This window comes from Nocardia salmonicida, assembly GCF_036142455.1.
In the GTDB taxonomy this organism is placed as follows: domain Bacteria; phylum Actinomycetota; class Actinomycetes; order Mycobacteriales; family Mycobacteriaceae; genus Nocardia; species Nocardia salmonicida.
Genome location: NZ_CP108014.1, coordinates 4,368,750 through 4,391,494, shown reverse-complemented (window position 1 = coordinate 4,391,494; position 22,745 = coordinate 4,368,750). Strand labels below are relative to the sequence as shown.

Genomic DNA, 22,745 nt, shown 5'->3' with positions numbered 1-22,745 from the left:
ACGATGGCGGATGCGGTGGCCGAGACAGAATTCCCCCGGGGGATCGGCAAGGTAGCGACGCGAGAGTTGGCCGCGCACGGCTATACCAGCTACGCACAGCTCACCCAGATCAGTGCGAAAGAACTGCTCGCCATCCACGGCGTCGGACCCAAGTCCATCCGCATCCTCGGCGAGGAACTGGCGGCCCGTGGGCTCGCCTTCGCCGACTGAGGTGCTGGTCAGGCTTCCATCTTCTTCACCACGCGCTGCACCGTGAGCCAGGTGCGGGTGGTGATGTCCTTGCCGTAGGTCTTCTCCAGCCGGGCCATGAAGTCGGGGGTTGCGCCGGTGCTGTTGTCGAGGACGGTGAGGAAGGCGCGGGCCTTGCGGTCGTAGCCGATGACGCGGGTGAGGGGGTCGTCGTCGAAGGCTTTGGTATCGGCTTCGCGCATCTTCGCCTTGAAGAAGGTGACGGTGAGATAGGAGCCGCGTTCGTGGGGGAGGCCTTCGAAGGGGTCGCGGTCGAGGAGCGCGCGCAGTTCGGAATGACTGCGGATGATGGTGCCGCCGGGGATGCCGAGTTCGGCGTTGAGTGCCTGCTGAATGCGGTCTTCCAGGTCGGCGGGGTCGTCAGCGGTGCGGAAGACGACATTGCCGCTCGTGAGCACCGAGGCGACCTTCTCGAAGCCCAGCCCCTCGAACACCCCGCGCAATTTCTCGTTGCGCATATTCGGGTTGGTCGGCATGATCCCCCGCAGCAACGCCGCATAACTCTCCACGGTGCTGACCGTACCGACCCCCACCGACAGACACTTCGCTTCCGATTCCCGTGTCCGCGAAATGCTAGGTCTTGGCCGCGGCGTTCTTCTTGCGCTCGATATCGGCCAGCGCCGCCATGAAGGCCTCGCGCTCCTCGGCGCTCGCATCCCAGGCGACCTTGCGGTTCTTCACGACCTTGGCGGGAGCGCCGACGGCGATGCTGAAGTCGGGGACGTCCCCACGCACCACCGCGTGCGCGCCGAGCACACACCCACGCCCCACCCTGGTATCGCGCAGAACGGTCACCTTGGCCGCGATCCAGGTGTCGGGACCGATGCGCACGGGGCTCTTCACGATGCCCTGGTCCTTGATGGGCATGTTGATGTCGTCCATGCGATGGTCGAAGTCGCAGATGTAGCACCAGTCGGCGACCAGGGTCGACTCACCGATCTCGATGTCGAGGTAGGTGTTGACGACGTTGTCCTTGCCGAACACCACCTTGTCGCCGATGCGCAGCGAACCCTCGTGGCAGCGCAGAGCGTTGCCGTCACCGATGTGCACCCAGCGGCCGATCTCCATGCGCGCGAATTCCGGGGTCGCGTGGATCTCCACATTGCGGCCGAGGAAGACCATTCCGCGCAGCACGATATGCGGGTTGGCCAGGCGGAACTTGGCGAGGCGGTAATAACGCACCAGGTACCAGGGGGTGTAGGCGCGGTTGGCGAGCACCCAGCGCAGCGAATCCCTGGTCAGAAATCGGGCCTGCTGCGGATCGCGGCGGCGTGATCCACGCCAGCGCGCGCTCAGCGGCGCGCCCCACATGCTCGTCACGAACTACTCTCCCGTCATGATCCGCCGGGCCTGCCCCGGGGATTCGGTCGTCGGGTACACAGAGTACTTTCGCAGGGCACACTTACCGTGCCATACCCCGATCAACGACGCGAGCAGATAGGGCGTTCGGATGTCGAGCTGCAGCAACGGTGTATCGACGGCATGTTGACCGGTCGACGGTACCGCCTCGAACTCACTGCTGAGCAGCAAGTTTGCGCTGAGCGGTTCGCTGCGGTGTGCCGGGCTGTGTGGAATACCGGTTTGGAGCAGCGGCGCGATTACCGGCGTCGCAATGGTTGGATCGACTACCACCGGCAAGCGGGCGAGCTCGCGTCGGCGAAGGTCGACCACACGTGGTTGAAAGCCGCGCCGGGGCATTGTTTGCAGCAGACCCTGATGGATCTGGATAAGGCGTGTCGCGAGCACGGGACATGGAAAGTGCGGTTTCGTTCGGCGCGACGGTGGGTTCCATCGTTCCGGTTCCCGGAGGGCGGCAAGATGGTCGTCGAAAGGCTGAACAAACGGTGGGGTCGGGTGAAGCTGCCCAAACTCGGATGGGTGCGGTTCCGCATGTCACGGGCAGTTGGTGGAAAGGTCCGTAACGCGACGGTGTCGCGGGATGGTGGCAGATGGATGGTGTCGTTCATCGTTGAGGATGGACTGGTGACCCCGCAGCAGCATTCTGCACCTGATTCCGCAGTGGGCGTGGATCGCGGCGTGAAGGTCGCCGTGGCGTGTTCTGACGGCGTCATGTTCGACCGGGTATTCGCCACAGCTGGGGAAACGAAACGCTACAGGCGGTTACAGCAGCAGTTGGCGCGGCAAAAGAAGGGCTCCGCCAACCGGGGCAAGACCCTGTCACGGATGCGTATTGTCCGTGCGCGGGAGCGGGATCGCCGCACCGACTTCTGTGAACAGACTGCGCATCGACTCGCGACAGCGAATTCGCTGGTGGCAGTGGAGGACTTGAAAATCACGAACATGACCCGCAGTGCGCGAGGCACGGCGTTGGTTCCGGGTGTGAATGTGCGCCAGAAGGCTGGTCTGAACAGGGCGATCCTTGCGAAGGGGTGGCGTAGGTTGCAGCTTGCGCTGGCCAGCCAAGCTCGATACACGGGTACATGGATCGTGGTGGTACCTGCAGCTTTCACGTCGCAGATGTGTTCGGCATGTGGAGTAGTGGATCCGGAATCGCGCAAGAGCCAAGCGCTGTTCCGGTGTGCCCATTGCGGTCACACCCTGAACGCGGATGTGAATGCCGCACGAAATATTCTGGCCGCAGGGCGTGCGGTCACAGCTTGTGGAGACCTCAGCGCTAGTCGGTCTATGAAGCAGGAATCCAAGGCGGACATCCCGCGAGGGACTACCGCTCCAACTGCCGCTTGAAAGCGGTTGGAATCCCCCGGTGCCATCCGCGGGAGGACGTCAATACACAGGGAGATCAGCAGTGCGAACTCGGACTCGCGTCGTTGCCTCGCTCGCTGCCGCCGGTGTGGTGGCGCTGGCCGGGTGCGGTACGGATGTGGACGACATCACCGTCGGTGCCGGAAAGGGTTGGCCCGCAACGCATCACGACGGCGGCAATGCGAGCAGCAGTCCGGTGTCGGGTGCGGAGTCGGTGTCGCTGAGCTGGTCACGTCCGGTGGGTGGCCCGATCGCCCAGCCGTTGACGATCGGCGCCGACGGTCAGATGTTCGTCACCACGAGCACCGGCAACTGCGCGATCTTCTCCTTCCAGATGCTCACCGGCCGCAAACGCTTCTGCAACCCGCTCGGGCCGTCGACGATCGAAGCGCCGACCGTGCTCGACGGGGTCAGCAATGTCTACGTCGGTGACGACGGTGCGGTGAATTCGTTCAACTACCTCGGCCAGCCGCGCTGGCGCACCCCCGTCGCGGGCGTCCCGGTGGCCATCCAGTTCACCGGCGACGGCAAGCTGCTGACGGTGACCCAGTCCGGCCAGGTCGACGTCCTCAGCCGTCAGACCGGCGGTCGTGAGGTGCCCACGGTGCAGCTGCTCGGCGAACCCGACTTCCTGAAATACCCGGGCCTCACCCGCCCCGCCTCCGGCGACGGCCTCGACGACTGCCAGGTCGGCGGCCCCCGCTGCGCCGTCGCGAATACCACCGCCGTCGACCCGTCGACCGGCCGTTTCTTCGTCACCGTCTGGGAGCCGGGCAAGCAGGCCGCCGCCCTGCGCGCGATGCGCTACGGCAACGGCACCGTGACCCAGGAGTGGAGCGCCGAGATCCTCACCGGTGGCAGCGCGACCAGCCCGACCCTGTCCGCCGACGGTGACACCGTCTACATCGGCGACAACAGCAAGCGCCTGATCGCCCTCGACACCGCCGACGGCGCCACCCGCTGGGTTCAGCCCCTGCCGTGGGCCCCTCGCGGTGGCATCTCCGTCGCGGGCGATCTGATCATCCCGGCGGGCGACGACGGCTACCTGACCGCACTGCGCGACAACGGTGACAAGGCCGAGATCGTCTGGGAGCGCAAGGATCTCACCCTCCGCGGCACGCCGGCGCAAACCGCGGGCGACATCGGCTACACCGTCGCCGCCATCGGCGCGGGCCTCAATCTCATCACCTTCGACACCGGCACCGGCAACACCGTCGACTCCGACCCGCTTCCGGCGGCCACCGGCACCACCACGGGCACCTCCATCGGCCCCGAAGGCGAAGTCGTCGTCGCCACCCGCCTCGGCGAGATCTTCGCCTTCACACCGGACGCCTGACCGGGCTCACCTCAGTACGGGTTGGCTCGGTCCTGCCAGCGCGCGTCGAGTTCTGTCGCGCGCTGCCGGGTGAAGGAGATGCGCGTGGGGTCGCCGTCGGCGGTGTAGCGCTGGTCCGGGTTCGCGGCGAGCCAGTCCAGCCAATAGACCGAATCGAACGGGACGGCACCCCGGCCCGATCGGATGCGCGGCACCGCGCCGGGGTCGACCGCGCCGTACGGGGCCGGGGCGGGGTTGGAGCCCACCAGCATCACGGCGTCGAAGCGGTAGGGGGTGCCGTCCCAGGCGCCCGCCGTGGCCAGCGCGTGATCGCGGGGAAAGACGCCGAGCGGTAGCGCCATGGTGCGTACGGTGACGCCCGGCGCGGCCGTGGTCACCGCGCGCACATTCTGCACGAGTTCGCGTTGCACATGGTCGGCGTCCAGGCTCGCGAGGTTGGCGTGATCGGCGGTGTGCGCGCCTATTTCGTGGCCGTTGGCGATCAGCCATGGCAGCGCGCGCGGGTCGTCGCCGAAGGAGTCGTTGTTGACGTAGAAGGTGGCCACCGGCCGGAAGTCCGGGTATCGGGCGCCGAATTCGGCGAGGATGCCCGCGGCACTGTCCGGGGCCACCGCGCCGGAATCGGTGAAACTGACTTGGCTGCTGGTGGAATCGTCGAAGGTCAGCACCACCGGGTGGGTGCCGGCGGGCAGGTCGAGGTCGCCCGCGATGTAGTGCGCCGCGGTCACCGGGCGATAGTTCTCGCGGTACAGCCGTTCCAGTTCGTCGCGGAACTCCGCCGGGGTCTGGTCGTATTCGCCTGCCGGGTTCGGTGCGATCTGGTGATACATCAGCACCGGAACGAATCCCAGTTCGTTGGCGGCGATCTCGGCCGGATTCGGTGGTGCGGGTTTCGCTGTCGTCACGGGCGCGGCCGGTTGACCCGTCGACACCGCTTCGTTGTCCACCCCGGCGCAGGCCGTGAGTGCGGCGGCCAGCGTGACCGCCGACGCGAGCCACGACATTGTGTTCGAACCGCCCATCATCAATGCGATATTACGCCGCGGCGACGGATTACAGTCGATCTATCGATACCGAGTACACCCTGTCGGAACTGCGAAATAGTTGGCGCGTCAATGTTTTTGGAAGGCGGTGTTGACGTTGGGATTGCAGCTCCGATGGGCCGATCGACGGCGATGGATGGCCCCGGTGATCGGTGTCGGTCTCGCGGCGCTGGTCGTCTCCCTGGTGGCCGGATTCGCACTGAGTAGATCGGCCGAGTTGCCGTCCGCGGACACCGTGCCGCCGACGCTCCGGGTGACGCCGCCCGAGCCCGTGAGCTCCTATCGTGCGCCGGTCGTGGTGCGCGGCACCGCCGTCGACGCGGTGCGCGTATCCATCGGACCGGATTCGGTGGTCCCCGCCGCCGACGGGACATTCGAGCTCTCGGTGCGATGGGCCCCGGCTTTCGAGGTCGTCGCGGTGGACGCCCAGGGCAATCAGGCCGGCAGCACCCTGGTCACGCAGAGCACGCTGCCGAGGATACGCGCGGTGCACGTCACCGCCCACGCTTGGTCGCACGAGGGCCTGCGCGAAGCTGTCCTCGACCTCGCACGCGAAGGCCGTATCGATACCGTGCAGCTCGATATCAAAGACGAGGACGGCGTGGTCGGCTACGCCTCCCAGGTACCACTGGCCGTCGAATCCGGCGCCACCGCAGCAATTTACGATGCCCCGGCCGCTCTGCGGCAATTGCACGACATGGGCCTGCAGGTGGTCGGCCGCATCGTCGCGTTCCGCGATCCGACTCTCGCGAGCTGGGCCTGGCACAACGGACGGCCCGACTGGGTTGTCCAGAATCCGTCCGGGCAACCCTATTCCAGCCACTACGGCCCGGTCGCGTTCACCAATTTCGCCAATCCTGAAGTGCGGCAATACAACATCGCTCTCGCGGTGGAAGCCGCACAGCTCGGCTTCGACGGCATCATGTACGACTACGTCCGCCGCCCGGACGGCAGCCTGACCAGCATGAATTTCGCCGGACTCGCCACCACACCCGCCACTGCGGTCGCGGGCTTCCTCGCCGAGAGCCGCTACCCTGTGCACCTGGCGGGCGCGCACCTGGGCGCCGCGGTCTACGGAATCGCCTCCACCCGCCCCGACGAGATCGCCCAGGATATCCCCCTGATGTCGCGCAGCGTCGACTTCGTGGCGCCCATGATCTACCCATCGCATTGGGGCCCCGGCGAATACGGCGTCGCGAACCCCAACGCCCAGCCCTACGACATCGTCTTCCGCTCGCTACAAGACTTCCGAGCGGCCACCGCGGGCACCAGCGCGAAAGTAGCCCCCTGGCTCCAAGACTTCAGCCTCGGCGTCACCTACGGCGACGCCGAACTCCGCGCCCAGATCGACGCCACCCGAGACGCGGGCATAGACAGCTTCTTCCTCTGGAACGCCGCCACCCGCTACCACGGCGGCGGCCTTGCCTCCACCCCTTCCTGAGCCGCCCCGCAGGTGAACGGCCCAGGATCTCGCACATCCGCTGAGCGGTCGTAGAACTACTCGACCGGCTCCGTCGCAGTGACCTCGGCCTGTTTGGGGGCCGCGGGAACCCACTCGCGCAGAGGTTGCACCACCGATCCGTAGAAGGCGTCGGTGGCGGTCGTGACGCTGGCGATGAAGCTGGCCGCGGTGCCGGAACGTTTGCTGCCCATCGGGAAGGTCTGTTCGAGGGTGAACGAGACGATCGGGCTGGTGCGGCCGTCGATGAGTGACTTGGGGGTGGTGCGGACGGTGTCGAGGAATTCGCAGGTTTCGTTGCCACGTTCGGCGAAGACGGCTTCGACCTGGACGCGGCCCGATGCGTCGGTGAGTTGCTTGGTCAGCCAGGACACCCGCCGAGCCTGGGTGCCTTCGTCAGGTGCGGCGATGGTGGTGCGGCAGCGGACCTTGTTGGTACGTACATCAGCGATGACGGTGAGGTCGCCGGCGGTTTCGGGGATGCGGAGGACGGCTTCGAACGAACCGTCGGTGGCCAACCGGTCGGCCACGGCGGCGGCGCGCGCGGTCGGATCGGACTGGAACTTGCGGGCGAGAACATGCTTGACCTCGACGCCGAGCTCGGCCGTGAGTCGCAACGCGAGGTGCCTGCACAGCGATACCCAGGTGTCGGCGACCGTCAGAGCTTTCGCATCCCCCGCCCGCAGGGTGCCCTGGGTGACGGAGTCGCGGACGGTGACCCAGTGCCTGCCCATGTCGACGAACTCGGCTGCGCCCGAACGGGGATGGTCGAGGAATCGCAGGAACTCGGCGAGAATCCACGCTTGCAGCGCGTCGTCGATGCCACCGTGCGTGGCGAGCATGCGCGCCTCGTGGGCCACTTCGGCCCACGACAGATGGCGCAGTGCGACCTTCGTCAGCTTGCGGCGGTCCACTTGGACAGGCAGTTCGCCCGGCCCGGCGGGGATGTCGTTGGACAGGCTGACGACGGCGTCGTACTTCTTTCGCCGCGCGACATCGAGGTAACTCTCCAACTGGTCCCGCCGGAGCTTGCCGTTGCCTGTCTTCACTTCCAGCAGACCGGTCCACTGCTTGGCGCCGCGACTCACCTTCAGTACCGCATCCGGGATGACCTTGGTGTCGCCCGTTTCGTACTGCACTTCGAAGTAGCCCTCGAAAGCCCCTGCGGGCGCGCCCATCCGGGCGCAGATGGCGCGGGCGAAAGGCCGGACGGCCTGCATGGTGGCGATGAGCGCGGAGGTTGTGCGCCGCTCCTGTTCCTCACCCGCTCCCACCCCGATGACCGAGAACAAACGAGCGGGTTGCCAGGCGTCGGATTCGGCCTGCCGGAATTCGATCGGTTTGGTTTTGCGCACCACGCGCCTGGTGGTGACCACGCCACGAGCCGGTGCCTGAACCGCCCGTGGCTCGGGAGCAACGACTTCCGGCTCCGCTGTCTCGACGGCCGCAGGTTCGGGGTTCTCGACCGCGACACCGAAATCGGTGGCGAGCCCGCACAATCCCGAGTCCCATCCCTGCCCGACGGCGCGCACCTTCCAGTTGCCGTCCCGTCGATATATCTCGCCGAATACGAACGCCGACTCTGTATCCGCGTCGGCGGTGAGATATTCGGCCAGCGAGTGCCCGGCGGGATCCATGACGTGGAACGCGAGTTTGCCCAGCGCCCCGAAAGTGCCCTCGCCGACGCTGCCCGCCAGCGCGATGGTGTGCACGTGTGCGGGAACCGCTGACAGCTCGATCGAGATCCTGGCCTGTTTTCCTTCCTCGGTCGCGCTCGTCCCGAGGAAACGCACTGAGCCGTCGGATGATTCGGTCTGGTTGTAGAAGACGAAATCAGCGTCGGATCCGACGCGCCGATCGGCGCCGAGTAGCAGCGCGGAGGCGTCGACCTCGAGCTCGGGTTCCGGCCAGCCGATCACGATGTCGATGCGGTCGACATCCCCGGGAAGCGGAATGTTCTGGCCCTTGGACAGCAGCGGAGACGTCACAGCGGCGGTTCACCCTTCGATGGTCGGCAGTCAGCGCAAGGCTGATGCAGCCGACCCGCTCGCTGACCCCCTTGCCGCACACCGCGATTCCGGGCGGTGCCGAGGGTTGTCGGCGGTGAAACCTACTGTGTTACACGGATCACGTTTGAAGTATCCGGCGAATGGTAATCAGGCTTACTTCGGATCTCGTTCCGGGAGTGGGCGTTCCACGATGTCGGGGCGGCCGAGGGAGGTGCGGACTCGGCGTTTGGCGGCGGAGTAGACCTGGGCGGTTTCGGCGGCTACTACGTCCCAGGCGAAGTCGGCGGTGAGGCGTGCTCGGGCCGTGCGGGCGCGGGCCTGGGCGGTGGCCGGGTCGTCGAGGACGGCGCGGGTGGCGTCTACCAGGCCGTCGATGTCGGCGGGGGCGAAGGAGGCGCCGGTGACGCCGTCGATCACGGCTTCGCCGAGGCCGCCCGCGGTGGAGGCGATCAGCGGCACGCCCGCGGCGGCGGCTTCCAGGGCGACGATGCCGAAGGGTTCGTAGCGGCTCGGCAGGACGATGGCGTCGGCGCCGTGCAGCCAGCCGAGCAGTTCTTCGTGGCCGAGGCTGCCGACGAAGTGGACGGCGCGGGCGACGCGGTGCACGCGGGCGCGTTCACGCAGCCACTCGAACTGGGTGCCGATGCCGGCGATGGTGAGCGTGGTGCCGGGGTGGGCGCGGCGGATGCGGGGGAGCGCGGCGATCGCGTCCTGCACGCCCTTCTCGTACTCGAGGCGGCCGACGTAGAGCAGACGCGGCGGACCGGAGCGTGGCGCGCGAGGACGAAAGGTCCACGAGCCGACGTCGATACCGTTGCGGATCACCGTGATCGGGGGAAGTTCGGGTCCGTAGAGGCGGTCGACCTCGTCCTGCATGGAGGTCGAGCAGGTGATGAGCTGATCGGATTCGTTGGTCAGCCACCACTCGACCGAGTGGACCTGCTTGTTGACCCGGCCCGAGACCCAGCCGCTGTGCCGCCCGGCCTCGGTGGCATGGATCGTCGAGACGAGCGGCACGTCGTAGTACTCGGCGAGCGCGATCGAGGGGTGCGCGACGAGCCAGTCGTGCGCGTGCACCACATCGGGCGTCCAGCCCTCGCCCACACCGGGCTTGCCCAGTGCCACTCCGGCACGCACCATCGCGTGCCCCATCGCCAGCGTCCAGGCGAGCATGTCCTCGCCGAAGTCGAAGCACGGCGGGTCCTCGGCCACCGCGACGACGAGCACGCCGTCGGCGATGTAGGAGTGCGTGGGATGGGTGACCGAGTCGGTGCCCGTCGGCCGGCGGGCCAGGACGACGACCTCGTGACCGGCCGCGGCCAGCTCGACGGCCAGGTGATGCACATGCCGACCGAGCCCGCCGACCACGACCGGCGGGTACTCCCACGACACCATCAAAATCTTCATGCGGATCCTTCAACGGCGGCCGACGGGACAGCGGTCGGCAACCGCCGCGCGTCCAGACCAGGGAAGAATCCGTCGGCCATCGCCCATCCTGCCGCGAGACGGGTCGCTTTGGCGAACTGTCCGGCGCCGATCGCCTCGGCGAGCTCGCGGACGGCGTGCGCGTGTTCATGCGCCCGGTCGCGGGCGTACCCGGCGGCGGAGTCCTTGCTGACCATGAACGCCCAGTCGCTGGACACGGTGAGAATCGCCTCACGCAGCAACTGATCGGCGACCGGGTCGCGCAGGGAGCCGTCGCGACGCACCTTGTCGAGGGTGTCCAGCGCCAGGCGAACGATGTCGGCGTTGAGCTCGACGAGGTCGGCCACCTGGTCGCCCGCCCACACCCGCCAGTCCTTGCCTGAACCCCACGAGGAGTCGTTGAGCTGCACGGGTTCGCCGACGAAGCCGTTCTCGCGGGCATCGGCGAGGGTGCCGACCCGCACGCCCGCTTCGGGCAGCGCGCGCAGCACCTGCTCGAGCCATTGCGGCCCCTCGTGCCACCAGTGCCCGAACAGTTCGGTGTCGAAAGCGGCCACCACGAGGGCGGGCCTGCCGATCCGCGCGGACTCCTCGATCAGCCGCGCGCGGACGGTCTCGACGAAGTCGGCGACGTCGCGGGTGACCGCTTCGGCCGCCAGTTCGGGATCGTAAGGGGCCTTGTCAGGACCGTCGACGGTCTTGCCGGTGACGCGGGAGGGTTTGAGCCCGGTCGCGTGGTCGTAGTGATGGAAATCGCGGTAGGCGCTCTGACCGGGGTAGCCCTGTTTCGGCGACCAGACCCGGTAACTCACGGCCAGGTCGCGCCCGAAGGCGAGGACCTCGGAATCGCGGACCGGCCTGCCGAGCGAGGTGTCACCGCGCAGCGACGGACCGTCGACCATGAAGTGGGTGATGCCCGCGGCGTCGTAACCGCGTTCCATGCCGGGGGTGTAGCCGCATTCCGGCGCCCAGATGCCCGTCGGCGTGGTGCCCCAGCGCAGTCGCGCGTCGGCCAGGCCCTCGGTGAGCTGGAACTGGCGCAGGCGCGGGTCGAGCAGCGGCTGGAACGGGTGCGCGAGGGGCCCGCCGAGCAGCTCGATCGCGTCGGCGTCGATCAGCGAACGCCATACCGGCGAACCGCCGTGCTTCCAGTTCTGTTCGAAATCGGCCAGCGCTGTCGCGGCGAGCCGATGTTCGTGACGACCCAGCGCCACGTTGCCCGACATCGACGCCTCGTCGGCGCGCAACTGCCAGTTACCCAGCCAATGGTGCATGCCCGCGAGGCAGTGCGGATCGTCGAGCTGCGCGGCGAGCACCGGCGTGATGCCGAGGCTGAGCAGATGCGAACGCCCTTCGGCGGCAAGAGTTTTCAGCGCCCGAACCAGCGGCAGATACGACGCGGCCCAGGACTGGTAGAGCCATTCCTCGCCGACCGGCCAGCGCCCGTGATGGGCGAGCCAGGGCAAGTGGGAGTGCAGGACCAGCGTGAACTGACCCGGCACGGCGGAGCGGGAATCGGTCAATTTCTTGCCTGCCCGACCTCTGCCTTTGCGGCGATCGCGACCAGATCCAGGCTCGCGTCGATGTCGCCTTCGCGCAGGTCGAAATCGTCGATGGTGACGGCGGCGACGTCGGCGGTGAGGTCGGCGGGCCACGGCTCACCGGCCAGCGCACGCTCGATCTGGGCGTCGATGAACGACCCACCGTGCTTGGCGTCCAAGGCTTTCAGGCTCGCGCCGTGGTGCACGCCCAGCATGTCGGAGACGGTGAACCCGGTCTCGACGAGCAGTTCGGTCAGCTCGGCGGCACTGAGTTCGCGGGTGTGGAACGGGTTGAGCGGGGTGTCGCGACCGGGGGAGAAGGTGATCCGATTCGGGGTGCTGATCAGCAGCACGCCGCCGGGGCGGAGCACGCGCAGGCATTCGCGCAGGAACTGTCCCTGGTCCCAGAGGTGTTCGATGACTTGGAAATTCACCACGACGTCGACGGATTCGTCGTCGAGGGGCAGCGCGGCCAGGTTGCCCTGGATCATCTCCACGCGCGGGTAGCGCGCGCGGACGTGCGCGACGGCGCTCTCGTCGTAGTCCAGACCCGTGACGCGCTGGGCCACGCCCGCGATCATGTCGGCGCCGTAGCCCTCGCCCGAGCCCGCCTCGAGCACGATCTTGTCGGTGCAGCGGTCGAGCAGCCGGGCATAGGCGATCTCGTGCCGACGGAACCAGTAGTTCTCCTCGGCGATGCCGGGCACCGTCCGCTCGCCGGTCAACGGCAGTGGTTCATGTGTTGCGGCCACGGGTGCGGCAGGGATCACAGCCTCGCTCATTGGTCCGAGGTTACTGGTACCGCCGGTTCACGCAGGAGTCAGGGACCTCTTGCGCAGGTAGGTTACCCATGAGTAACTTAGCGTAGGGTAGTGTTCCGATCTGAGCTAGATATCTCACACGGACGTACGGCTGAGCTCGTGCGGCCCCACCACACACGTGTCCCCAGAAGGAGGTCGACGAAGACCGATGCCGAACATCGTCGTACTCATCAAGCAGGTCCCCGACACCTGGTCCGAGCGCAAGCTGACCGATGGTGACTACACCCTCGATCGCGAGGCCGCCGACGCGGTGCTCGACGAGATCAACGAGCGCGCCGTCGAGGAAGCGCTGCTGATCAAGGAGGCTCAGGGCGGTGAGGTCACCGTGCTGGCCGCCGGTCCCGACCGCGCCAACGAGGCCATCCGCAAGGCGCTGTCCATGGGCGCCGACAAGGCCATCCACATCAACGACCCGGCGATCCACGGCTCCGACGCCGTGCAGACCGCCTACGTGCTGGCCGCCGCGCTCGGCCAGGTCGAGGGTGTCGAGCTGGTCATCGCCGGTAACGAGGCCACCGACGGCCGCGCAGGTGCCGTGCCCGCGATCATCGCGGAGTACATCGGCATCCCGCAGCTGACGCACCTGCGCAAGCTCACCGTCGACGGCGACAAGATCACCGGCGAGCGGGAGACCGACGAGGGTGTCTTCAAGCTCGAGGCGTCCCTGCCCGCGATCGTCTCGGTCACCGAGAAGATCAACGAGCCCCGCTTCCCCTCCTTCAAGGGCATCATGGCCGCGAAGAAGAAGGAAGTTCTGGTCTTCACCCTGGCCGACCTGGGCGTCGACCCGGAGACCGTCGGTGTCGCCAACGCGGGCACCAAGGTCACCGGTGCCACCCCGAAGCCGGCTCGCACCGCGGGCGAGAAGATCGCGGACGAGGGCGAGGGCGGCAACCAGATCGCGTCCTACCTCATCGGTCAGAAGATCATCTGATCCGGCGCCGTCCGAGACTTCTAAGGAGAAAGAACTAATGGCTGAAGTACTTGTGCTCATCGAGCACGCCGACGGTGCCGTGAAGAAGGTCAGCACCGAACTGCTCACCGCCGCCCGTGCGCTGGGCGAGCCCAGCGCCGTCGTGACCGGCCCCGCCGGTACCGCCGACAAGCTGGCCGCCGCGCTGGCCGCCGGTGGCGCCGAGAAGATCTATGTCGCCGAGTCCGACGACATCGAGGGCTTCCTGGTCACCCCGAAGGTCGACGTCCTGGCCGGCCTGGTCGATTCCGCCGCGCCCGCCGCCGTGCTGGTCGCCGCTTCCGCCGAGGGCAAGGAGGTGTCGGGCCGCCTTGCCGCGCGCATCGGCTCCGGTCTGCTCGTCGACGTCATCGGCGTCAACGCCGACGGCACTGCCGTGCACTCCATCTTCGGTGGCGCGTTCACCGTGGAGGCCAAGGCCACCGGCGACGTGCCGGTGATCTCGATCCGTCCGGGCGCCATCGAGTCCGCTCCGCAGGCCGGCGCGGGCGAGCAGGTCGTCGTCGAGGTTCCGGCGCAGGAAGACGGCGTCGTGAAGGTCATCTCGCGTGACCCGATCGTCGGTGGCGACCGCCCCGATCTCGCCGAGGCGAGCATCGTGGTCTCCGGTGGCCGCGGTGTCGGTTCCGCCGAGAACTTCTCGGTCGTCGAGGCGCTGGCCGACTCGCTGGGTGCCGCTGTCGGCGCCTCGCGTGCCGCCGTCGACTCGGGCTACTACCCGGGCCAGTTCCAGGTGGGTCAGACCGGCAAGACGGTCTCCCCCCAGCTCTACATCGCACTCGGCATCTCCGGCGCCATCCAGCACCGCGCCGGCATGCAGACCTCGAAGACCATCGTCGCTGTCAACAAGGACGAGGAAGCACCCATCTTCGAGATCGCCGACTACGGCATCGTGGGCGACCTGTTCAACGTCTCCCCGCAGCTGACCGAAGCGGTCAAGTCCCACAAGGGCTGACCACCGTCCGGTTGAGTTGACCTCGGCCCGCGAAACCTGTTGCTGCGCCAGCGCAGCCCGGTTTCGCGGGCCGTTGTCGTGTGCGGTGGACTAGCATATGCGTATGTCCCCGCCCGATGTCGAGCGTGCTGACCTGCCGGAATACATGACTTGGGAGGAGCTGGAGCGGCTTCCCGAGGAACTCGCCGATCAGATCGAACTGTGGGAAGGGCGAGTTGTCTGGGTGCGCCGGGGGCCAGGTGAGCATCAGACCGCGATGCGTCGCCTGACCAATGAGATCGAACGATGCGCTCGTGATGAGATGTCTGCGCATCCGCAATGGTGTTGGCGGGCAAACCTCGAGACAAACGTCTTCTTCGGCAGTACCGGGAAATCCGACTTCGTCACCCCGGACTTCGTCGTGCACCGGTCCCTTCCGGTCGGCGCCGACATTCGTGCCGCCGACACGGTTCTGGTCGGCGAGGTGCTGTCGCCGTCGAACACCCCTGCCGAAATGGAAGCGAAGAAGGCTCGATATGCGGGTGCCGGAATCCCGTCGTATTGGGAAGTCGACCTGACGCCGGATCTGACCGGTATCGGAGCCCTTCGCGTGTACGTCCTCGAGGTCGGTCACGCCGAACTCCCACCCGGCGTACGCCCGCTCCGCAACGCGAACTATCTATTGGCAGGCCAATGGACCCCCGATTCCTGCGCGGGCATTTCCTTCCCGTACCCCTTCTCGCTCGAGATCCCTTGGACCGCACTGGCCTTCTGAGTGGTCGACTTCGGAACATCGAGCGGTGACTGTGCCGAAGTCCGCCACTGTCGCGAATGCGTGTGGCGCAGGTACTTCGGTGGACCTCGCCGTCGGCGGGTAGCGTGCGAGTCGTGTTGGAATCGGGGGCGGGCTTCGCTGGATATCGCTTGGAGCGGGTGCTCGGGCGAGGGGGGATGGGGACGGTCTATCTGGCCGAGCATCCTCGGTTGCCGCGCAGTGTCGCGCTGAAATTGTTGAATCGGGAGTTCTCGGCCGATCAGGAATTGCAGCGGCGGTTCGAGCGGGAGGCCGATGTTGTCGCGCAGCTGGATCATCCGAGCATCGTGGGGGTGTACGACCGCGGCCGCGACGACGGGTATCTGTGGATCGCGATGCAGTTCATTCGCGGAACCGATGCCGCCACGTGGGATTCGCGTGCGCACGAGCCCGGGGTCACCGCACGCCTGATCGGCGAGACGGCGTCGGCGCTCGACTACGCCAACCAGCACGGAGTGCTGCACCGCGACGTCAAGCCGGGCAATATCCTGATCGCCGAGGCCGAGCACGGCCGCGAAATCCGTGCGGTACTCACCGATTTCGGGATCGCTCGGGTTGCCACCGCCAACACCCAACTCACCGCCACCGGAACCTTCACCGCCACCCTCGCCTACGCCTCACCCGAACAACTCTCCGGCGAGCTCGTCGACCACCGCAGCGACCAGTACTCGCTGGCCTGCACCCTGTTCGCGATGTATGCCGGGCATCCGCCCTACACCGCGACCAACCCCGGCCAGGTGGTAGCGGGACACCTGTCGCACCCGGTGCCGCGACTCACCACGGTCCGAACCGATCTGCCGCCCGCGGTCGATGATGTCATCGCCCGCGCGATGGCCAAGCGGCGTGACGAGCGGTTCAGTAGCGCAACGGAATTCACCGATGCCATCCGGGATGCTCTCGAGGGCAAACATGTCGCCGCGCCGACCCTGCGTCAGCCGTGGACCGCCCCCGCGCACCAGGTCCCCGGATCCGGTGAACACGCGCAGCGACCGTGGACCGATCCCGCCCAACAGTGGCACGGCTCCGGCGGACATCCGCGGCAGTCAGCCCTCCCGGCGCATGGTCACGATGTACGGCAACACAGTCCACAGGCGCAGGGCTCCGGTGGGCACCTGCAACCGGGCTGGGGGCCTGCGGAATACGGTGCACCGGTGGGTGATCCGCGGATGTACCAGATGGCGGCGGGCCCTCAGTGGTACCCGACGCCGGTCGGTGGCCCGGAGCCGTCGAAGGCCACCGCGTTCTTCGTCGGCATCGTGACACTGCTGTTCAGTCTGGCGATCGCCGCCTTCCTGGTCTACGGCATCACCGAGACACTCGAGGAGATCGACGAGGGCAAGGATCCGAGCGGATCCTTCATGGCGATCGCGATTCTCACGGTCGTCGTCGCGTTCACCGGCAGTGGCGCCGTCCTGCTGCTCTGCGCGCGCACCGCCGGTCGTGTCATGTCGATCATCTCGGCGGTGCTCGTCGGGCTCTTCGCCCTCTTCGGGGTCATCGGGTCCGCAATCGGCGAGGTCTATGCCGCGACCGCAGCCGCCGCCGCGGTGTTCGTGCTCGCGGCGGCGTTGGTCGGTTTCGCTGCGTCATCGTCGACCGGGCGCTGGATCCGGTACCGCAAGGCGGTGCGCGAAAGTCGGTGGCGATGAGGGGAAGCGGCGTGCGCGGTGGTCAGTAGGGTGGGTTGATGTCGTTGGGGCGTCTGCCGGTGGTGTTGCCGTCCTCGGTCGAGGACACGGTTCGCGCGGTGTTCGGGGCTGCCGGGGCACGATGGATCGATGAGTTGCCCGGTGTCGTGGCGGGGTTGGCGGCTCGGTGGGGGCTGACGGAGTTCTCCGCGCCGTTCGGTGGCGGAACGCATGCCTATGTCGCGTCCGCGCGGCGCGAGGACGGCGCGTGGGTGGTGTTGAAGGTGCCGATGGTCGACGAGGAGAACCTCGCCGAGGCCACCGCCCTGCACAGCTATGACGGCGACGGTGCGGTCCGGCTGCTCGATTTCGATCCGGACAGTGGTGCGCTGCTGCTCGAATGGGCGCGGCCGGGAACGGAATTGCTCACGCAGCCGGGGTTCCCCAGCCTGGAGGGTCGACCGGAGAACGCCGACAAGGTGGCGTTCGCCTGTGGGCTGTATCGCCGACTGCGGCGACCCCCGACCGCGACTCCTGTCGGCTTCCCGGAACTACCAGAGGTCACCGACATCGTGGCAGGTCTCCGCGCACGCCTGGCCGATCCGGAACCCGCACTGGCCGAACACATCTCACCGCTGCTCAGAGAGCGGGTAGCGCACTGGTGTGCCGAATTGAGTGAGCCGACCGGCGACCTGCTGATCGTCAACCGCGACACCCATCTCGGCAATATCGTTGCCGCCGAACGGGAACCGTGGCTGCTCATCGATCCGAAACCCTGTCTCGGCGAAGCCGCCTTCGACGCGGGCTTCCTGATCATGATCCAGGTGCAGTCCACACCGACCGCTGAGCACGCGGGCGCCGTTGTCGCCACGACCGCGCGGCACCTCGGTGTCCCGGTCGACCGCGCGGGCGGCTGGGCCTTCCTGCGTACGATCGAGGAGATCGTCTGGTCGGTCGAGGACGGCGACGACGAAACTCTGCCACTGCACCTGGCGGTCGCGACGGCGCTGGCCGACGATCCGGCGACCCGACCTGAACGGCCGGACCACACTCGAGGTCGCTCACGGTCGGTGCAGAGCGTCCAGCAGGGTCTGCACGATCGGATTCTCCCTGGCCTCCTCGCGCAGGACAGCCGACACCGGGATGCGCAGGCGGTGGTCGGTGAGGTCGAGGGTGAGCAAACCCTTCGTCGGGCCCTCGTAGAGGATCGTCCAGGATTCGGGACGGTTGAGCAGTTCCATCGTGGCGGTGTGGTCGGGCGGGATCGGCGGGCCGAAGGTGGGGCCGGTCGGCAGGTCGGCGAACGCCGAGCGGATCAGTGTGTGCAACAACACCTGTTCCTGCTCGGGCGGGAGCAGCAGGGGATAGGGGCTCAGATCGGCGAGGGTGACCGCGCCGCGCTCGGCCAGCGGATGACTGCTCGAGATGGCGATCACCAGGTCCTCGACCCACAGCTGCTCCACCGCGAGACCGGGCTGGTCGACGCTGCCGCGGATCAGCGCCAGATCGCAGTCACCGTCGGACACCGCCGTGATCCGCTGACGGAACGGTTTGATCACGTACTCGATCTCGGCGTCGGGGTGCGCGGCCCGCGCGGTGGCGATCGCCGACAGCGACGGCGCGGCGAAAGACATGTTCGCGGCCAGGCGAATGCGCGGTCCCGTGGTGCGCACGGCGGCCCGGATCGCCGATTCCAGACTCAGCATCTGCTTGGCCAGCGGCAGCAGCCGCAGGGTCGCGTCGGTGGGGACCACGGCGCGGGTGGTGCGCTCGAACAGTTGCGCGCCGAGGTCACGTTCCAGTCTCGCGATCTGATGGCTGATCGCGGACTGGGAGATGAAGCACCGGTTGGCCGCGCGGCTGAAACTGAGCTCCTCGCAGACGGCCACGAAGTAGGCCAACTGTCGAAGTTCCACCAGGTACCTCCCATTGATTAGTTATGCAGATAAGAGTCATCTCTATTATGCGCCCAGGCAGTGGAAACATCTTCGTTCCGCATCGCGTTTACTCATAGGAAAGGATTTATTACCGATCTGGAACGCGATCTTGGAGCGAGTGATCATGGAACACACAGATGTCGTCATCGTCGGCTCGGGCTTCGGAGGCCTGGCCGCAGCCAAGCAACTGGCCAAGTCACGAGTCGGTGTCGTGCTGATCTCGAGCACGCCCGAGCACCTGTTCCAGCCGCTGCTCTATCAGGTGGCGACCGGTGTGCTCGCACCCGAGGAGATCGCGCCGCCGATCAAGAACGTACTGCGCCGCCACCCCGAGATCGACGTCCGCCTCGGCAAGGTCACCGGCATCGACGCCGACAACGCGGTCCTCACCTACGAGACCGCCGACGGCCCCCGGCAGATCGCCTACGCCTCGATGATCGCCGCCACCGGCGCCAGCCAGAGCTACTTCGGCCGCGACGACTTCGCCGAGAAGACCTACTCGCTCAAGACCATCGACGACGCTCAGCGCCTGCGTGACCAGATCGCCCACGTGTTCGCCCTGGCCGAGAACGCCGACGAGGTGACCAGGCACCGGCTGCTCAGCTTCGTGGTGGTCGGCGCGGGCGCGACCGGCGTCGAGGTGGCGGGCCAGATCAAGGAACTCGCGAAAAGGCACTTCCACCAGCAGGTTTCGGTAACGCTGGTCGAGGGCGCCGACGCGGTGCTGCCGCCCTTCGGCGGAGGGCTCTCGGAATACGCGAAGCGCTCGCTCACCGACAGCGGCGTGGAGGTGCTGCTCGGCACCTTCGTCACCGATATCGACGAGGGCAAGGTGACGGTCAAGGACAAGGAGGGCATGGAGCGCCGGATCGCCGCCGAGACCGTGGTGTGGTCGGCGGGCGTGCAGGTCGGCGGCTTCGCGACCCTGCTGGCCGAGGCCACCGGCGCCGAGACCGACCGCGCGGGCCGCATCCTGATCAACCCCGACCTGACCGTCGGCGGCCACGCCGACATCTACGCCATCGGCGACATGACCTCGCTCAACGGCTACCCCGGCCAGTCGCCGGTCGCCATGCAGGAAGGTCGCCACGCCGCCGACATCATCCGTCGCAAGAAGGACGCGGGCACGCCGTTCGTCTACTGGGACAAGGGCAGCATGGCCGTGATCAGCCGCTTCAGCGCGGTGGTGAAGCTCAACGAGCGCGTCACGTTCAAGGGCACCATCGCCTGGGCGATGTGGCTGGCCGTGCATCTGATGTACCTGGTCGGCTTCCGCAACCGCTTCGCGGCGGTGGCGGGCTGGCTGGTCGCGTTCATCGGAACAGCGCGCCCGGGCTTCGACGAGATCGAGCGCGCGGAGGTCGATCGTACGAAGGTCGAGCCCGTGAAGGCTGCGCCGACGAAGGCCGATCGCACGGATGACGCCGCCGAGGTGACCGACAAGGAGCGGGTGCACGTCTGACCCGGCCCACGAAACAGCCCGCCGAGGAATCGGCGGGCTGTTGTCGTCGCGCGACCCTCGAAATACCCGATCGCGCACCGGGTCCAGCGCCGAAATCGGTCGTGTTCGGCTAGAAACCCGCAGGTGGGCGAACGATGGGCAGCGGGTCGGTAAACGCCCGGTGTGACCCCCATCTCGTTCACCGAACGGGCATCGGCACGACACTGAGGTGTCGCTCCGATGCCAGCTCGGGCTGGCTTCATCAGCAGTATGACAATTTCGTCCGTGTTGACCGCCCCGGCGCCGGACTCCGGGGTGGGGAAATCTCGGTACTCCTTGGTCGTCGCGTCTGATGCCGAGCACCGGGAAGCCGCGCAGCGACTGCGCTACCAGGTGTTCGCCTCCGAACCAGGTTTCCAGATGCCGGAGAACAGCACCGGCCTCGATGCCGACAGGTTCGACGAGCACTGTGACCACCTGCTGGTTCGGGACGAGTTCTCCGAACAGTTCGTCGGCTGCTACCGCATGCTGCCGCCGGACAAGGTCGACGCGGCGGGCGGGTACTACACCGCCACCGAGTTCGATCTGACCCAGCTCGATCCCACGGGCAACCGGATCGTGGAGATGGGCCGGGCCTGTGTGGTGCCCGATCACCGCAACGGCTCGGTGCTCACCCTCATGTGGGCGGGCATCCTGCACTACATCCAGCTCACCGGCTACGACTGGGTGATGGGCTGCGTGTCGGTGCCGATGCAGGATTCGCCCACCGATCCGGCCGGGGCGAACGTGCGCGGCGTGCGCGACCAGCTGCTCGGCCGCCACGCCTGCGACCCCGAGCGTCGCGTGCACCCGTACAACCCGGTGATCGTCGACGGACTCTCGCTCGACCAGATGATCCCGCCGAGTCGGCCCAAAGTGCCGCCGCTGTTGCGCGGCTACTTACGCCTCGGCGCCGAGATCTGCGGCGAACCGGCACACGATCCCGATTTCGCCGTCGCCGACTTCGTCGCGCTGCTCGGCATGGAAACCATCAACACCCGGTATCTGGAGCGGCTGCAGAGCGCGGCCGCCAATTTCGACGGGAAGTAAAACCATGGTGTTCGACGCGCCGCCCGCAACGCACTCTCATTCGTGGATGCCGTCGAGCCCCTGTGGTTCCGGCTGCATCGAGCCGATCGACGAGGTCGGCACCGCCAGGATGTTCGCCCGCCTGGCCGGAATCGCCGGGCTGGTGCTCAGCTTCCCGGTGTTGACCCTGGCCACCCCGAAGTCGCGCCGCGAACAGGTGCAGCGTCGCTACGCCAGGGCGGCGCTGGGTTGCCTCGGGATGCGGCTGCGCATCATCGACAACCGTGCGCCCGAGCAGGGCGCGTCAGCGGAGGGCTTCGCCGATACCGGCACCGCGGTGATGATCGTGGCCGGGCACATCGGCTGGGCGGATGTGGTGGCGCTGGCCGCGGTCCAGCCGGTCAGCTTCGTCGCCCGTGCCGACATGGTCGAATGGCCGCTGCTGGGCAAGCTGGCCGAGCTCACCCGCGTCATCCCGATCGAGCGGGCACGTCTGCGTGAGCTGCCCGGTGTGGTCGCGCAGGTAGCGGATCGGCTGGCCTCCGGTAACCGGATCGTGGTGTTCCCCGAGGGCACTACGTGGTGTGGCCGGGCCTACGGCTCGATGCGGCCGGCCATGTTCCAGGCCGCCGTCGACACCACCACCCCGGTCCAGCCGGTGCGTCTGCGCTACCTGGACAGCGACGGAATGCCCTGCACCGTACCGGGGTTCGTGGGCAGCGATACCTTCGCCGATTCCGCGAAGCGAGTACTGCGCAGCAAGGGCATGGTCGTCGAGATCGTGCTCGAGCCGCTCGAACATCCCGGAGTCGACCGCCGGGACCTGGCCCGGCGTTGCGAGACGGCGGTGCGCGGCACCGACCGTTCCCGCCACGGCGTAGCCGATACCCAGTGGATCGAAGCGGGCAACACCCGCGTGCAGGACCCCTCGATGGCGGAGCAGGAGCAGATTCGCCGACCGGTAAGGGCTACTGCCTGGTAACCATTTCCGGTCGCATTCATCGACTGCCGGAGGCCGTGTGCGCGGTCTCCGGTTTTGTCGTTTGTGGCGGGCGAATCGTCACAGATAGCCAGGTCCATGGTGAGGCGCCGCCTCGGCGGAATGTGAAAATCTCGCGTCCGCTCGAATGTCCTTCGCCCTGCGTATGACCTGCGTATGAGCTGTGTAACAAACTGTTCAGTCGGCTATACCCAGCGATTTGTGAGTTGAAACGACCAAATTGCCACGACATCAAAATTGATGAGATATTTGCGGTACCGTCACGCAGGATTTTTCCGATACCCCCGTGTAGCCGAAAATCCAGGCGACGTGAGAGATGTGCGATCGCATGCTCGATCCATGG

19 protein-coding genes and 1 pseudogene are annotated in these 22,745 nt (G+C 67.2%); 12 read left to right on the top strand and 8 right to left on the bottom strand.

All coding sequences use genetic code 11. The annotated features are described in order from the left end of the window. Positions 1-3: 3 nt before the first annotated feature. Positions 4-210, top strand: a complete 207-nt coding sequence (locus tag OHS03_RS20645; RefSeq protein ID WP_328656327.1) for a helix-hairpin-helix domain-containing protein — start codon at positions 4-6, stop codon at positions 208-210. Positions 211-218: 8 nt separating this feature from the next. On the opposite strand, the gene OHS03_RS20640 is transcribed toward OHS03_RS20645, so the two are convergent. Continuing rightward, entirely contained in the window at positions 219-758 is a 540-nt protein-coding gene (locus OHS03_RS20640) for a DUF1697 domain-containing protein (RefSeq protein WP_328656325.1), read from the bottom strand. 64 nt (positions 759-822) lie between these two features. Next, complete coding sequence (locus tag OHS03_RS20635) at positions 823-1,569, bottom strand: acyltransferase (protein WP_328656323.1); 747 nt, start codon at positions 1,567-1,569, stop codon at positions 823-825. An 87-nt stretch (positions 1,570-1,656) separates the two neighbouring features. Between OHS03_RS20635 and OHS03_RS20630 the strand changes: the two genes are divergently transcribed. Both OHS03_RS20630 and OHS03_RS20625 read left to right on the top strand, forming a co-directional pair. Then, entirely contained in the window at positions 1,657-2,955 is a 1,299-nt protein-coding gene (locus tag OHS03_RS20630; RefSeq protein ID WP_328656321.1) for an RNA-guided endonuclease InsQ/TnpB family protein, read from the top strand. A gap of 61 nt (positions 2,956-3,016) precedes the next feature. Further along, on the top strand, positions 3,017-4,309 hold the full coding sequence (locus OHS03_RS20625) for an outer membrane protein assembly factor BamB family protein (RefSeq protein ID WP_328656319.1): 1,293 nt from the start codon (positions 3,017-3,019) through the stop codon (positions 4,307-4,309). A gap of 11 nt (positions 4,310-4,320) precedes the next feature. Here the strand turns inward: OHS03_RS20625 and OHS03_RS20620 are convergent, their stop codons facing one another. Next, positions 4,321-5,313, bottom strand: a complete 993-nt coding sequence (locus OHS03_RS20620; protein ID WP_328656316.1) for a polysaccharide deacetylase family protein — start codon at positions 5,311-5,313, stop codon at positions 4,321-4,323. A 184-nt stretch (positions 5,314-5,497) separates the two neighbouring features. Between OHS03_RS20620 and OHS03_RS20615 the strand changes: the two genes are divergently transcribed. Beyond that, on the top strand, positions 5,498-6,793 hold the full coding sequence (locus tag OHS03_RS20615; protein WP_328656314.1) for a putative glycoside hydrolase: 1,296 nt from the start codon (positions 5,498-5,500) through the stop codon (positions 6,791-6,793). A 56-nt stretch (positions 6,794-6,849) separates the two neighbouring features. On the opposite strand, the gene OHS03_RS20610 is transcribed toward OHS03_RS20615, so the two are convergent. The 4 genes from OHS03_RS20610 to OHS03_RS20595 form a co-directional block, all read right to left on the bottom strand. Next, on the bottom strand, positions 6,850-8,799 hold the full coding sequence (locus tag OHS03_RS20610; protein WP_328656313.1) for a TerD family protein: 1,950 nt from the start codon (positions 8,797-8,799) through the stop codon (positions 6,850-6,852). Between the two features lie 174 nt (positions 8,800-8,973). Then, on the bottom strand, positions 8,974-10,227 hold the full coding sequence (locus tag OHS03_RS20605) for a glycosyltransferase family 4 protein (RefSeq protein WP_063055524.1): 1,254 nt from the start codon (positions 10,225-10,227) through the stop codon (positions 8,974-8,976). Next, positions 10,224-11,768: a 1,4-alpha-glucan branching protein domain-containing protein gene (locus OHS03_RS20600; RefSeq protein ID WP_328656312.1), complete on the bottom strand. Its 1,545-nt coding sequence runs from the start codon at positions 11,766-11,768 to the stop codon at positions 10,224-10,226. Before OHS03_RS20600 ends, OHS03_RS20605 begins: the two co-directional genes overlap by 4 nt. After that, on the bottom strand, positions 11,765-12,568 hold the full coding sequence (locus OHS03_RS20595) for a class I SAM-dependent methyltransferase (RefSeq protein ID WP_328656310.1): 804 nt from the start codon (positions 12,566-12,568) through the stop codon (positions 11,765-11,767). Before OHS03_RS20595 ends, OHS03_RS20600 begins: the two co-directional genes overlap by 4 nt. A gap of 187 nt (positions 12,569-12,755) precedes the next feature. Between OHS03_RS20595 and OHS03_RS20590 the strand changes: the two genes are divergently transcribed. The 5 genes and pseudogenes from OHS03_RS20590 to OHS03_RS20570 form a co-directional block, all read left to right on the top strand. Further along, on the top strand, positions 12,756-13,541 hold the full coding sequence (locus tag OHS03_RS20590) for an electron transfer flavoprotein subunit beta/FixA family protein (protein ID WP_328656308.1): 786 nt from the start codon (positions 12,756-12,758) through the stop codon (positions 13,539-13,541). A 37-nt stretch (positions 13,542-13,578) separates the two neighbouring features. Beyond that, the gene (locus OHS03_RS20585) at positions 13,579-14,535 is read left to right on the top strand and encodes an electron transfer flavoprotein subunit alpha/FixB family protein (RefSeq protein WP_328656306.1); all 957 of its coding nucleotides are present in this window, start codon (positions 13,579-13,581) and stop codon (positions 14,533-14,535) included. Positions 14,536-14,638: 103 nt separating this feature from the next. Then, positions 14,639-15,289, top strand: coding sequence for a Uma2 family endonuclease (locus OHS03_RS20580; RefSeq protein ID WP_328656305.1), 651 nt, complete (start codon positions 14,639-14,641; stop codon positions 15,287-15,289). Between the two features lie 113 nt (positions 15,290-15,402). Further along, a complete protein-coding gene (locus tag OHS03_RS20575; RefSeq protein ID WP_328656304.1) occupies positions 15,403-16,977 on the top strand; it encodes a protein kinase domain-containing protein in 1,575 nt (524 codons plus the stop codon). Between the two features lie 38 nt (positions 16,978-17,015). Next, positions 17,016-17,861 (top strand): annotated as a pseudogene (locus tag OHS03_RS20570) (aminoglycoside phosphotransferase family protein); the annotation flags it as partial. A 156-nt stretch (positions 17,862-18,017) separates the two neighbouring features. Here OHS03_RS20570 and OHS03_RS20565 read toward each other — a convergent pair. Continuing rightward, complete coding sequence (locus OHS03_RS20565; protein ID WP_056812236.1) at positions 18,018-18,872, bottom strand: LysR family transcriptional regulator; 855 nt, start codon at positions 18,870-18,872, stop codon at positions 18,018-18,020. Between the two features lie 145 nt (positions 18,873-19,017). Between OHS03_RS20565 and OHS03_RS20560 the strand changes: the two genes are divergently transcribed. The 3 genes from OHS03_RS20560 (at position 19,018) to OHS03_RS20550 (ending at position 22,384) form a co-directional block, all read left to right on the top strand. Further along, positions 19,018-20,355: an NAD(P)/FAD-dependent oxidoreductase gene (locus OHS03_RS20560; RefSeq protein ID WP_328656302.1), complete on the top strand. Its 1,338-nt coding sequence runs from the start codon at positions 19,018-19,020 to the stop codon at positions 20,353-20,355. Positions 20,356-20,604: 249 nt separating this feature from the next. Next, entirely contained in the window at positions 20,605-21,423 is an 819-nt protein-coding gene (locus OHS03_RS20555; RefSeq protein ID WP_328656300.1) for a GNAT family N-acetyltransferase, read from the top strand. Positions 21,424-21,469: 46 nt separating this feature from the next. After that, complete coding sequence (locus OHS03_RS20550) at positions 21,470-22,384, top strand: lysophospholipid acyltransferase family protein (protein WP_328656298.1); 915 nt, start codon at positions 21,470-21,472, stop codon at positions 22,382-22,384. Positions 22,385-22,745 lie beyond the last annotated feature (361 nt).